We start from the raw sequence: 11,908 nt of genomic DNA on the forward strand, positions 1-11,908 counted from the left end.
AAACCCGGGCGCGCAAAGGCCCGCCCCGGAACGCCGAGGGGAAGGCGGCGAACCGAGGCGGGCCGATCGGGTGACGAGGCAGGTCATTGCACCTTGAAAAGGTTCAGTGGCGACGCCGGGGGACCCAGTAGAGGATCTGTCCGGCGATCAGCGCGGGGTGGGTGTCGGGCATGGATTGCAGGGCGCGGGTGAGGTGTACCCCGAGGTACATCATCAGTCCGACTCGGTTGCCTCTGAAGCCGATGAGCAGGGCCAGGCGGGCGGGCGCGCAGGGCCAGGGATCCCGACAGGTCTCACAGTTGTACGACTGCGCCGGAGTGTGTCTGCCGGTCGGGTAGCGCCGCCGGGCGAGCCGCCGCATGTGCCGGTACCAGCGCTCCTGCGGCCCGATCACGGCTACGTCCGACCGGCTCGCTCGGCACGATGCGACCGCTCTCCGTAGCGGCCCCGGTGGATCTGGGCGGGTGTCAGCGCGCCGGCTCGGCCGATCTGGTGTCGACCGGACGGCGAGTTCCAGAGCGGATCCCTGCCGTCCCTGCCCTCCTGTGCCCAGCGTGTGTTCGGCGGGGTCGGGAAGGGCGGGCTGACGTAGACGATCTTGGGTGCGGGCGACGATGCCGCGAAGCCGGTCCGGTATTCCGCCTCGGTCATCGGGGCGAAGGGCCTGAAGGGCGGCGGAGTTCGTTTGCGGGAGTCCGGACAGACCCAGCGGTGGCCGCATCGGCAATAGCGCCAGAGTCGTCGCCAGTCTCGTCGGTGTCGTTGCCGCCTTTCCAGTGCCATCGGATCACCTCTCAGGGTCGCTCGGAGATTGGAAGGCGGGTGCCCTCTGATTCGGTCCCCGCCCCTTTGACGGAGGCGGCCAATCCGGGGAACGCAATGGGACGCCCTTTAAGGGATGGATGGGCCGTGCCTGCGGGCTCCTCCGTCTGCCCTCCACCCTGGATCGTCACCCTGTGGTGACGGAAGATGTGCTGAGAGCAGTAGTGGCCTACAACCAGACGGAGGGGGATAGTTGGCCGACACGAACGAGTTTCGTCACCTGTTGCGCAGGCTTCGGGTGGAGCGCGGAATGTCTCAAGACGCCGTGGGCGCTGAGGTGCATGTCAGTGGCTCTCAGATCGGTCACTACGAGTCGGGCCGGAGCGTCCCCGCCGACGGCATGGCGGACGCTCTTGACCGCGCACTTGGCGCCAGCGGCGAACTGGTGCGCGCGGCCGATAGATCCCGGGGGGATTCGGTCGCTCCATGGCTGCGCCCGTGGGAGGAGAACGAGGCGCGCGCAGTCATCCTGCGATGGTTTGAACCGTCCGTGATTCCTGGCCTGCTCCAGACGGATGAGTATGCGCGAGCGGTGACGGCCGCAGGGCCCCACACCCCTGATCAGGTCGAGGAAGCGGTTCAGACAAGGATAAGGCGGCAAGCGGCCGTCTTCGACCGACCGACTCCGGTCGTCCTTACCGCCATCATCGGCGAGGCTGTATTGCGGCACGGCGACCCCGGGGTCATGAAGCGACAGCTTGAGCACCTTGTTGACGTCGGTCACCGGCCGAACGTGCACGTCAGGGTGGTGCCGTTCACGGCCGGCTTGCACGTGGGGCATGCCGGGGCGTTCGCCGTTGCCACACTGACGGACGGTGCCTCCGTCGCCTACGTCGATCATCAACTGTCCGGGGACGTAGCGGCCAAGGTCCGAGACCTCTTGTACCTGGGGCGCGCGTGGGAATCCATCTGCGCCGTGGCGCTACCCTGGTCATCAACTAGAGAGTTGATCCTGAGGGTGATTGATGACCATGGAGCCGCGTTGGCGAAAGAGCAGCCGTAGCAGCCCGAATGGCGGTGCCTGCGTCGAGGTTGCCGACAACCTTCCGGGCCGGGTGCTGGTCCGGGACACCAAGGATCGGGATGGCGGCACCCTGACGTTCGGCCCGGCGGCCTGGCGGGCGTTCGTCGGCGAGGTGGCCCGGCGGTCCTAGCCGCCAGAGCCAAGACCAGTGCCCCCGCTACCCGGGCGGCGGGCGCTCGTGGGCGTCCTGCCGGGGCGTCAGCGGGAGGACGTACGTGACCGCGCGGTTGTCGGCAGGCTCAGGCGCTCCGGTCGGTCCGCCTCCGGCCCGGCCGAAGCCGGCCTCCTGGCGACGGTGAAGACCACCAGCGCGGATAGTGCGGTGCTGCCGAGTATCAGCACGGCCATCGGCGCTGCGCTGTCGTCCGGGCCGAGCCCGGCCAGCGGTGCCAGGGCGGCGGCGATGGACAACTGGAGCGCGCCGAGCAGCGCGGCGGCACTGCCGGCGTGCCCGGGGTGCCGGTCCAGGGCCAGGGCCAGTCCGTTCGGCAGGGTCATCCCGATGCACGAGACGAAGGCGAAGAGCGCGACTAGGACGGTCGGGACGTTCTCCGTGACCGCCCCGCCGAGCAGGGCAGCGGCGGCCAGCAGGCTGGCGAGCAGGGCGGTGCCGAGCAGCCGGCGGGTGCCGTACCGGTCGAGCAGCCGGGCGTTGAGTTGCCCGACCGCGGTCATCCCGACGGCGTTCACCGCGAAGACCAGGGTGAACCAGCCGGCGGAGAGCGCGAAGACGTCCTGGATCACGAACGAGGACCCGGAGATGTACGCGAAGAGCGCGGCGAAGGCCAGCCCCTGGGTGAGTACGTAGCCGAGGTAGACCCGGTCGGTGAGCAGTCCCCACATCGCCCGGGCGGTACCGGCCAGCCCGCCGGTGTGCCGTCGCTGCTGCGGAAGAGTCTCCGGCAGCCGCCAGGTAACGGCGGCGAGCAGCAGCAGGCCGATCGCCGACAGCGCGACGAAGACCGCCCGCCAGTCGCCGAACCGGAGCACCAGGTTGCCGAGGGCCGGCGCGGCGGCCGGGGCGACTCCGAAGATCAGGATCAGCCGGGAGAAGTACTTCGCCGCCGCCACGCCGGAGTAGAGGTCCCGGACGATGGCCCGGGCGACGACCACGCCCATGCCGCTGGCCACGCCTTGGAGCAGCCGGAGCGCGGCCAGTGCCTCGGCCGACGGGGCAAACGCGCAGAGCAGGCTGGTCACGGTGTATGCGACGACACCGACCAGTACCGGCCGGCGACGTCCCCACCGGTCGCTGAGCGGCCCGGTGACGAGTTGGCCGAGGGCGAGGCCGAACAGAAAGGTGGTGAGCGAGAACTGCACCTGCGCCGGGGTGGCGGCGAGGTCGCCGGTCATCTCGGGGAACGCCGGCAGGTACATGTCCAGGGACAGTGGACCGACCGCGGTCAGGGTACCGAGCAGCAGCAGTTGTCCGACTCCCGAGGCGCGGCCCGGCGGTGCTGCGGAGCGCACTCTGCCCACGGCGGTCCCCCTAGTCTTGGGATAGCCGACACTTTAGCTCTGTGGGCAGAGGTATTGCGATGTGAAGTAGCCGACCCGGAGGCACCGAGGTGCCCGGGTGACGACGGCAGGGGTGCCGGACCAGGACGGTGCCGGACGAGACGGTGACAGGGGATCGTGACGGTGACGGGATCGAGGATGACCGACGACGTGACGGCCGGCGCGGCGGAGGCGCTCGGCAGCGCCGTGGCCGACCTGCACCGGGTGCTGCGCCGGTCGACGAGTCGACGGATCGGCCGGGCACCGCTGCCGGACGCCCAGGTGGAGGTGCTGCGGCTGGTCGAACGCTGCCCGGAGATCAGCGTCAAGGAGGCGGCGGAACGGCTGCACACCGCCGCCAACACGGTCAGCACGCTGGTCGGCGACCTCGCCGGTGCCGGCCTGCTGGAACGCGCCCGGGATCCGCACAACCGGCGGATCGTCCGGCTCCGGCTGACCCCGGCCGCGCACCTGAGGATCGCCGAGTACGTCGCGCACCGGCGCGACCTGCTGCTCGACGCGCTGCACCGGCTCGACGAGCCGGCCCGCCGGGACATCGTGCGTGCCGCCGGCCAACTGCACCGGCTCGCCGACCTGCTCGCCGACCAGGAGCGGGCCGACCAGCCGCCCGGGTCGCCCGGTGCTGCCCGTCCGTAGAGCGGGACGGCACGGGCGGTGCGCGGCAGCACGCCGGGGCCGTGCCAAACTTGACCGGCGGGCGGCCGGCCCGGTCGCCACGAGGAGAGGGTTGGTCGTGTTGCGCTGGTTGACGGCGGGGGAGTCCCATGGTCCCGCCCTGGTTGCGGTGCTGGAAGGCTTGCCGGCCGGGGTCGAGGTGACCAGCGAGGAGATCGTCCGCCAGTTGGGTCGCCGCCGGCTCGGCTACGGCCGGGGCGCCCGGATGTCCTTCGAGCGGGACGAGGTCGAGATCGTCGGCGGTCTCCGGCACGGCCTGACCCTGGGCAGCCCGGTGGCGATCCGGGTGGGCAACTCCGAGTGGCCCAAGTGGCAGACGGTGATGGCGGCCGACCCGGTCGACCCGGAGCTGCTGGCCGGTCAGGCCCGCAACGCGCCGCTGACCCGCCCCCGACCCGGGCACGCCGACCTGGCCGGCATGCAGAAGTACGGCCACACCGACGCCCGGCCGATCCTGGAACGGGCCAGCGCGCGGGAGACCGCCGCCCGGGTCGCGGTCGGCACCGTCGCCCGGGCCCTGCTCCGGCAGGCGCTCGGCATCGAGATCGTCTCGCACGTGGTGGAACTCGGCTCGGTGGCCGCCAAGCCCGGGCTCCAACCCCGGCCCGAGGACGCCGAGCGGATCGACGCCGATCCGCTGCGCTGCCTCGACCCGGAGGCGAGTGCCCGGATGGTCGCCGAGGTGGACGCCGCCAAGGCCGACGCCGACACCCTCGGCGGCATCGTCGAGGTGCTCGCCTACGGCGTACCGCCGGGGCTCGGCAGCCACGTGCAGTGGGACCGCAAGCTCGACGCCCGGCTCGCCGCGGCGCTGATGTCCATCCAGGCGATCAAGGGTGTGGAGATCGGCGACGCCTGGCAGCAGGCCCGGTCCCGGGGCTCGGTGGCGCACGACGAGATCGTCCCCACCGCGACCGGGGTACGCCGGGTCACCGACCGGGCCGGTGGCCTGGAGGGCGGGATCACCACCGGGGAGCCACTGCGGGTACGCGCCGCGATGAAGCCGATCTCCTCGCTCAACCGGGCACTCTCCACGGTGGACGTGGCGACCGGCGAGCCGGCGACCGCGATCAACCAGCGCTCCGACGTCTGCGCCGTACCCGCCGCCGCGATCGTCGCCGAGACCATGGTCGCGCTGGTGCTGGCCGAGGCGGCGCTGGAGAAGTTCGGCGGCGACTCGGTCACCGAGATCCGCCGCAACCTCGCCGGCTACCTGGACAACCTGGTGATCCGGTGAGCGCGAGGAGTGAGCCGGGTTTGCGAGCCCCGCAGTCGCGAACGGAACGGAAGCACCGCTGATGGCGCCGGTCTGTGTGCTGGTGGGCGTGATGGGTGCCGGCAAGACCAGCACCGGGCTGCTGGTCGCCAAGGGACTCGGGGTCGACTTCCGGGACACCGACAGCGACATCGAGGCAACGGCCGGCAAGCCGATCCCGGAGATCTTCGTCGACGACGGCGAGGAGCACTTTCGTACCCTGGAACGGGCCGCCGTGGCGACCGCGCTGGCCTCCTTCGACGGGGTGCTGGCGCTCGGCGGCGGCGCGATCCTCGCCGAGGAGAACCGGGCCGCGCTCGCCGGGCACCGGGTCATCTATCTCTCGGTGGAGATGCCGGACGCGGTCAAGCGGGTCGGCCTGGGCACCGGCCGGCCGCTGCTCGCGATCAATCCCCGGGCCACCCTGAAGCACCTGCTCGACCAGCGGCGTCCGCTCTACACCGAGGTGGCCACCTGGACCGTGGTCACCGACGGGCGGACCCCGGAGCAGGTGGCCGAGGAGATCCTGGCCGGGCTGGCCGGCGACCGGGTCGGCTAGGGCTCCGCCCCGACACCGGCGCCTACGGTCCCGCCGAATAGCCAGCCCACGCCGGGCGCGGTGAGCGCGGTCAGGTCCGGCCCGGCGCCGGCATCGTGCCGCCGGAACGATCCCCCCGAATGACCCTGGGCTGGGCCACCCCAGGTGAGAAGATGGCCCAGCTCCTCGGTGTTGCATCCACCGGTTGAGACCACCCCAGGCGCAAATAAGTCGTCAAGGTCGATCCGCGCCTGGCCGGAGCGGCCGCTGAAGGCCGTGCAGATTCTCATCCGGGTCGGGCTGGCCTACACGGTCACCGGCAAGGGCACGTATGTCCGCCGACCGGACGAGGGCGGCCGCCCGGGCCGATGAGGCGTAGCGCGGTCGAGCCTGCTCCGACCCCTGCACGCGCCGCTAGGCGGCACAAGCGGGGCAGCTCGACAGTCTCCCCACCGGACACCTGCCGGCCACCCGTGCCCGGCGGGGATGCCGAGCCGCCGACGGCTAATCGGTGTTGGGCGGGACCGCTCGGCCGATCCGGTCCAGCAGCTCGGTCAGGCGCTTCGGCTCGCTGAACATCGGCCAGTGCCCGGTCGGCAGGCCGTAGAGGTCGGCACCGGCCAGCCCGGCGAAGAACGGGTGCCGCTGCGCGACCATCTGCCGCACCGTCTCCACCGGGAAGGTGCAGGCGATCAGCGCGGTCGGTACCGCGCCGCCGTGAGGCAGGCGTACCGGGTCGGTGGCGGCGCCCAGCGGCTGGCCGGTGGCACGCTCCCGGAGCAGGTCGAGGGACTCGTCGTCCAGCCCGGCCAGGTTGACCGGGTCGGCGGCCGGGTCCCAGGCCGGCGGCGGGAGCAGGTGTCCGTCGCCGATCAGCGCCCGGAGCCGGAGCTGCTCCTCCGGCGGGTTGGTGTCGAACTGCGCCGTACCCTCCGGCAGCGGCCCGCTGTCGAGGTAGACCACCCGGCCGAACCGGTCGGGGAGCCGGTCCGCCGCCTGCTGGACCGGCATCCCGCCGCCGGAGTGCCCGACCAGTACGACGTCGCGCAGCTCCTCCGCCTCCACCAGCCGGACGATGTCGGTGGTGTGCGTCTCCAGACCCACGTCCGGGTCGGCCAGGTGGGCCCGGTCGGCCACCCCGGTCAGGGTCAACGGGTACGCCCGGTGCCCGGCCGCGCGCAGCCCGTCGGTCACCTCCCGCCAGGCCCAGGCGCCGAGCCAGAAACCGGGGACGAGGACGAACGTGGCCATGTCTGCTCCTTCTTCTCATGCGGTCGGCCCCGACGCTAGAGTCGAATCCGGGCGACTTCCGCCCGGATAAGGAGTGTGACCCGTGCCACATCCGGCCGCCCGGGTGCTCGGGATGCTGGAGCTGTTGCAGAGTTCGCACCGGCTGACCGGTGCCGAGCTGGCCGCGCGGCTCGGCGTCGACCAGCGGACCGTCCGGCGCTACGCCGACACCCTGGTCGAACTCGGCATCCCGGTGACCGCCGACCGGGGCCGGTACGGCGGCTACCGACTCCGGCCCGGCTACCGGCTGCCGCCGCTGATGCTTACCGACGACGAGGCGGTGGCCGTACTGCTCGGGCTGGTCGCGGCCGAACAGCTCGGGCTGGGCACCGCCGCGCCGGCCACCGCGCTCGCCGAGGCGAAGATCCGTCGGGTACTGCCCGGGCCGCTCGCCGACCGGCTCGACGCGGTGACCCGGAGCCTCGGGTTCAGCCTGCGGCGGCGGGACGACGCACCCCGGCCGGCCACCGCGACCCTGCTCGCCCTGGGCGCGGCGACCCACTCCCGGCAGCGGGTCACCATCGGCTACCGCTCCTGGCGCGGTGAGCCGTCGGTGCGCGACCTCGACCCGTACGGCCTGGTCTTCCACGCCGGCCGCTGGTACGTCACCGGCCACGACCACCGGCGCGGCGAGGTCCGTACCTTCCGGCTCGACCGGATCGCCTCGGTCGGCACCGGCACCGGCACCTTCACCGTGCCGGACGGATTCGATCCGGTCGGGCACGTCACCCGGTCGCTGGCCGGGGTGGCGTACCGCTGGGAGGTCGAGGTGCTGCTGGAGACCGATCTGGAACAGGTCCGCCGCCGGGTACCGCCCAGCGTCGGCGAGCTGGCTCCCACCGCCGACGGCATCCTGCTGCGGGCCCGGGCCGAGGACCTGACCGGGATGGCCCAGCTCCTCGCCGGGCTGGGCTGGCCGTTCACCGTGCTCCGCCCGGCCGAGCTGCGTACCGCCGTCACCGATTTCGCCGGCACGCTCGCCGGGTACGCCGCCCGCCGAGCACCGCCTGCGGCGGACCCCATCCTCTAGGCTCTAGCCCGATGGACGAGCTGACCCGAATTCCGGTCGGCGGCGACCGGCCGTACGACGTCCTCGTCGGCCGGGACCTGCTGGCCGCGCTGCCGCCGCTGCTGGACGGTGCCGAGCGCGCCGCCGTGCTGCACGCCCCGCCGCTGAAGGCGCACGCCGACGAGCTGGCCGAGCGGCTCCGCGCCGCCGGGATCGACCCGCTGACCGTGCCGGTGCCGGACGCCGAGGCCGGCAAGGACATCGAGGTCGCGGCCGGCTGCTGGCAGCGGCTCGGTGCGGCGGGCTTCACCCGTACCGATGCGGTGGTGGGGGTGGGTGGCGGCGCGGTGACCGACCTGGCCGGCTTCGTCGCCGCCTGCTGGTTGCGCGGGGTCCGCTGGGTGCCGGTCTCCACCTCGCTGCTCGGCATGGTCGACGCGGCGGTGGGCGGCAAGACCGGGGTCAACACGGCCGCCGGCAAGAACCTGGTCGGCGCCTTCCACCCACCGGTCGGGGTGCTCTGCGACCTGGCGATGCTGGACTCGCTGGCGGCGGGCGACCTGACGGCCGGGCTCGCCGAGGTGGTGAAGTGCGGCTTCATCGCCGACCCGGCCATCCTCGACCTGATCGAGTCCGACGCCACGGCCGCGGTGGACCCGACCGGGGCGATGGTCCGGGAGCTGGTCGAGCGGGCCATCCGGGTGAAGGCGGACGTGGTCTCCGGCGACCTGCGTGAGGCGGGCCGGCGGGAGATCCTCAACTACGGCCACACCCTCGGGCACGCGATCGAGAAGGTCGAGGGCTACCGCTGGCGGCACGGGCACGCGATCTCCGTCGGCCTGGTCTACGCCGCCGGGCTGGCCTGGCGGGCCGGCCGGCTGGACGAGCCGACCGCGGCCCGGCACCGGACCGTGCTGACCACGCTCGGGCTGCCGACGAGCTATCGGGCGGACGCCTGGCCGGAACTGCTGGCCGCGATGCGGGTGGACAAGAAGGCCCGGGGCAGCCGGTTGCGGTTCGTGGTGCTGGACGGGCTGGCCGAGACCGGGATCCTGGACGGCCCGGACGACGAGCTGCTGTACGACGCGTACGCCGAGGTGGCGGCATGAGGGTCTACGTGCTCAACGGGCCCAACCTGGGCCGGCTCGGCATCCGGCAGCCCGAGGTGTACGGCGCCGCCAGCTACGCCGACCTGGTGGCGAGCTGCCAGGCCACCGGCGAGGAGCTGGGCCTGGCGGTGGAGGTCCGGCAGACCGACGCCGAGGCGGAGCTGATCGGCTGGCTGCACCAGGCGGCCGACGAGGAGGCGGGGGTGGTGCTCAACCCGGCCGCCTGGTCGCACTACTCCTACGCGGTCCGGGACGCCTGCGCGATGCTGCGCGGCCCGCTGGTCGAGGTGCACATCTCCAACATCCACGCCCGGGAGGAGTTCCGGCACCACTCCGTGGTCTCGGCCGTCGCGACCGGGGTGATCTGCGGCCTCGGGGTCGACGGTTACCGGCTGGCCCTGCTGCACCTGGCCGCGTTGCGGGACCGCTCCGCCCGGGGCTGACCGGCCGTCCCGCCTCGGCGAAACGGGCTGGTCCTGATCAAGAAACGGGCTGGTCCTGATCAAGAAACGGGCTGGTCCTGATCAACTGGACGCCCCTAGTAGACTTGCCGGGTCTGTCCGCCCGAATTAAAGATCAAGGCAGGAAATGGCCACCACCAACGACCTGAAGAACGGGCTGGTTCTCAACCTCGACGGCGAGCTGTGGGCCGTCGTGGAGTTCCAGCACGTCAAGCCCGGCAAGGGCGGTGCCTTCGTGCGCACCACGCTGAAGAACGTGCTGTCCGGCAAGGTGGTCGACAAGACGTTCAACGCGGGTACCAAGGTCGACACGGCCACCGTCGACAAGCGCACCATGCAATACCTCTACATCGACGGCGAGGACTACGTCTTCATGGACCTGGAGACGTACGACCAGATTCCGGTGCCCGGCGGCACGGTCGGCGAGGCGGCCAACTACCTGCTGCCCGAGGCGGAGGCGATCGTCGCCACCCACGAGGGCGTGCCGCTCTACGTCGAGCTGCCGACCAGCGTCGTGCTGGAGATCACCTACACCGAGCCCGGTCTGCAGGGCGACCGGTCCACCGGCGGGAACAAGCCGGCGACGGTCGAGACCGGCGCCACCGTCCAGGTGCCGCTCTTCATCACCACCGGCGAGAAGATCAAGGTCGACACCCGCGACGGCCGCTATCTCGGCCGAGCCTGATGGCGGAGGGCGCCAAACAGCAGATGCCGGCCCGCCGGAAGGCACGCAAGCGGGCCCTGGACGTCCTCTACGAGGCGGACATGCGGGCCCGGCCCGTCGCCGAGGTGCTGGCCGGCTATCTCCAACGGTTGGAACAGCCGCGCCCCGAGCACCTGGGCTATGCGGTGGGCCTGATCGAGGGTGTGGCGGAGCACCAGGCCCGAATCGACGAGCTGATCGACAGCTACGCCGAGGGCTGGACGCTGGACCGGATGCCGGTCGTCGACCGTAACCTCGCCCGGACCGCCATCTACGAACTGCTCTACGTCGACGAGATCGACGACGCGGTGGCGATCAGCGAGGCGGTCGAGCTGGCCCGGCAGATGTCGACCGACGACTCGCCCCGGTTCCTCAACGGCCTCCTGGGCCGGATCGCCGAGTACGCGACCCGCTGAGCCTTCGGTAGCCGGTTCGCCCGGCGCCGTGGGTTCCGGGTGGTCTGGTCCCGGCACCGGGTGGTCGTGGTCCCGGCACCGCGGTTTCACCCGGTCCGGTGCCCGGCCGGCCGTCGGGCCGTCGGGCCGGCCGGAGCCGACCGGGCGACGTCTGTGCATGGGACTGTCGCGCTGCCCCGTTTGTGCACCCGCCGGTTCGTCGTGCCCCCGTCGGCGATTTCCTTGGCGCCCCTGAGCCGTTCGCGATGGTCTTGTCCGCACGCGACGGGCAGTGCGGGCGGCTCGGGGGCGAAACGGCTCGCGGGGCCCGCGCCCGGTAGGCACGGACCCCGCGAGTCGGGGGGATCAGGACGCGAAGAGCGCCCGGGGGTCGGCGACGAGCACGCCGTGCTCGGTGAGCCGCTCGATCAGGCCGGAGGGGGAGGAGTCGTAGACGATCGCGAGCGCCCGCAGGTCGTCCGCGCGAATCGACAGCACCCGTCCGTTGTAGTCACCGCGCTGCTGCTGGATGGCGCGGGCATAGCGGGCGACGTAGGCGAGGTCCTCGGAGGCCTCGTCGTACAGCCGCTCGAGGTCGAGCACGATCTTGTTCGTCGGCTCGTGACGGACGCCACTGCCGTCCGGCAGCAGCTCCGAGACGGGCACCCGGTAGAAGTCCGCGAGTTCGGCGAGACGGGAGACCGTCACCGCCCGGTCGCCTCGCTCGTACGAGCCGACCACGACGGCTTTCCACCGCCCGTTTGACTTCTCCTCCACCCCCTGCAGGGACAATCCCTGCTGCTGACGGATAGAGCGCAGGCGCGCGCCCAACGACTTGGCGTATTCAGAGGGCATTCGGCACTCCCAGTGCTGGTCGGGGATCTCCCCAGCGATCGCTACGGAGCGTGACGGTACGGGGATAACGACACGTGGTCAAGTGCTAGTTACCTACCTATTACAAAGATCGTGTTCAGCCGGGCGGTTTCAGCTCGCTGATCCGGGGGTCAGCGACCCGCCGGGGCCGGCCCCGTGGCCAGTGGTAACGTGACTAGAGCCCCGGCCCGAGCCGCGTCAGGCAAGCGCCGGAATCCGACGTCCTTTAACGACCC

The 11,908-nt window shown here is 71.9% G+C and carries 13 protein-coding genes and 1 pseudogene; 10 read left to right on the forward strand and 4 right to left on the reverse strand.

The genetic code is table 11. The features are described 5' to 3' along the window. Positions 1 to 103: 103 nt before the first annotated feature. Positions 104 to 394 (reverse strand): hypothetical protein, encoded by a 291-nt coding sequence (locus ACQEVC_RS22790; protein ID WP_432880825.1) that lies wholly within the window; start codon positions 392 to 394, stop codon positions 104 to 106. A 621-nt stretch (positions 395 to 1,015) separates the two neighbouring features. Here ACQEVC_RS22790 and ACQEVC_RS22795 point away from each other — a divergent pair. Both ACQEVC_RS22795 and ACQEVC_RS22800 read left to right on the forward strand, forming a co-directional pair. Continuing rightward, entirely contained in the window at positions 1,016 to 1,825 is an 810-nt protein-coding gene (locus ACQEVC_RS22795) for a helix-turn-helix domain-containing protein (protein WP_432880827.1), read from the forward strand. Next, positions 1,788 to 1,976 carry a DUF397 domain-containing protein gene (locus ACQEVC_RS22800; RefSeq protein WP_432880829.1) on the forward strand — a complete coding sequence of 63 codons (189 nt, stop codon included), beginning with the start codon at positions 1,788 to 1,790 and terminating at the stop codon, positions 1,974 to 1,976. Before ACQEVC_RS22795 ends, ACQEVC_RS22800 begins: the two co-directional genes overlap by 38 nt. A 155-nt stretch (positions 1,977 to 2,131) precedes the next feature. Here the strand turns inward: ACQEVC_RS22800 and ACQEVC_RS22805 are convergent. Then, positions 2,132 to 3,325: pseudogene (locus ACQEVC_RS22805) on the reverse strand (multidrug effflux MFS transporter); the annotation flags it as partial. A 177-nt stretch (positions 3,326 to 3,502) separates the two neighbouring features. On the opposite strand from ACQEVC_RS22805, the gene ACQEVC_RS22810 reads away from it, so the two are divergent. The 3 genes from ACQEVC_RS22810 to ACQEVC_RS22820 all read left to right on the forward strand — a co-directional run bounded on the left by ACQEVC_RS22810 (position 3,503) and on the right by ACQEVC_RS22820 (position 5,853). After that, positions 3,503 to 4,000 (forward strand): MarR family winged helix-turn-helix transcriptional regulator, encoded by a 498-nt coding sequence (locus tag ACQEVC_RS22810; RefSeq protein ID WP_432880831.1) that lies wholly within the window; start codon positions 3,503 to 3,505, stop codon positions 3,998 to 4,000. Positions 4,001 to 4,097: 97 nt separating this feature from the next. Continuing rightward, entirely contained in the window at positions 4,098 to 5,276 is a 1,179-nt protein-coding gene (gene aroC, locus ACQEVC_RS22815; protein ID WP_432880834.1) for a chorismate synthase, read from the forward strand. A gap of 61 nt (positions 5,277 to 5,337) precedes the next feature. After that, the gene (locus ACQEVC_RS22820) at positions 5,338 to 5,853 is read left to right on the forward strand and encodes a shikimate kinase (protein ID WP_432880837.1); all 516 of its coding nucleotides are present in this window, start codon (positions 5,338 to 5,340) and stop codon (positions 5,851 to 5,853) included. 483 nt (positions 5,854 to 6,336) lie between these two features. Here ACQEVC_RS22820 and ACQEVC_RS22825 read toward each other — a convergent pair whose 3' ends face one another. Continuing rightward, positions 6,337 to 7,083: an alpha/beta fold hydrolase gene (locus ACQEVC_RS22825; protein WP_432880840.1), complete on the reverse strand. Its 747-nt coding sequence runs from the start codon at positions 7,081 to 7,083 to the stop codon at positions 6,337 to 6,339. 82 nt (positions 7,084 to 7,165) lie between these two features. Here ACQEVC_RS22825 and ACQEVC_RS22830 point away from each other — a divergent pair, with 82 nt between their 5' ends. The 5 genes from ACQEVC_RS22830 to nusB all read left to right on the forward strand — a co-directional run bounded on the left by ACQEVC_RS22830 (position 7,166) and on the right by nusB (position 10,820). Then, positions 7,166 to 8,152 carry a helix-turn-helix transcriptional regulator gene (locus tag ACQEVC_RS22830; protein WP_432880843.1) on the forward strand — a complete coding sequence of 329 codons (987 nt, stop codon included), beginning with the start codon at positions 7,166 to 7,168 and terminating at the stop codon, positions 8,150 to 8,152. 11 nt (positions 8,153 to 8,163) lie between these two features. Continuing rightward, positions 8,164 to 9,240, forward strand: a complete 1,077-nt coding sequence (aroB, locus tag ACQEVC_RS22835) for a 3-dehydroquinate synthase (protein ID WP_432880846.1) — start codon at positions 8,164 to 8,166, stop codon at positions 9,238 to 9,240. After that, positions 9,237 to 9,683 carry a type II 3-dehydroquinate dehydratase gene (gene aroQ, locus ACQEVC_RS22840; RefSeq protein ID WP_432880849.1) on the forward strand — a complete coding sequence of 149 codons (447 nt, stop codon included), beginning with the start codon at positions 9,237 to 9,239 and terminating at the stop codon, positions 9,681 to 9,683. The genes aroB and aroQ overlap by 4 nt, the downstream gene beginning before the upstream one ends. A 145-nt stretch (positions 9,684 to 9,828) precedes the next feature. Beyond that, entirely contained in the window at positions 9,829 to 10,386 is a 558-nt protein-coding gene (gene efp / locus ACQEVC_RS22845; RefSeq protein ID WP_203859951.1) for an elongation factor P, read from the forward strand. A 23-nt stretch (positions 10,387 to 10,409) separates the two neighbouring features. After that, a complete protein-coding gene (gene nusB, locus ACQEVC_RS22850; protein ID WP_318397511.1) occupies positions 10,410 to 10,820 on the forward strand; it encodes a transcription antitermination factor NusB in 411 nt (136 codons plus the stop codon). 345 nt (positions 10,821 to 11,165) lie between these two features. Here the strand turns inward: nusB and bldD are convergent, their stop codons facing one another. After that, positions 11,166 to 11,654: a transcriptional regulator BldD gene (gene bldD, locus ACQEVC_RS22855; protein WP_101366736.1), complete on the reverse strand. Its 489-nt coding sequence runs from the start codon at positions 11,652 to 11,654 to the stop codon at positions 11,166 to 11,168. Positions 11,655 to 11,908: the final 254 nt, after the last annotated feature.

It is taken from the genome of Plantactinospora sp. CA-294935, assembly GCF_050936445.1.
GTDB lineage: Bacteria > Actinomycetota > Actinomycetes > Mycobacteriales > Micromonosporaceae > Plantactinospora.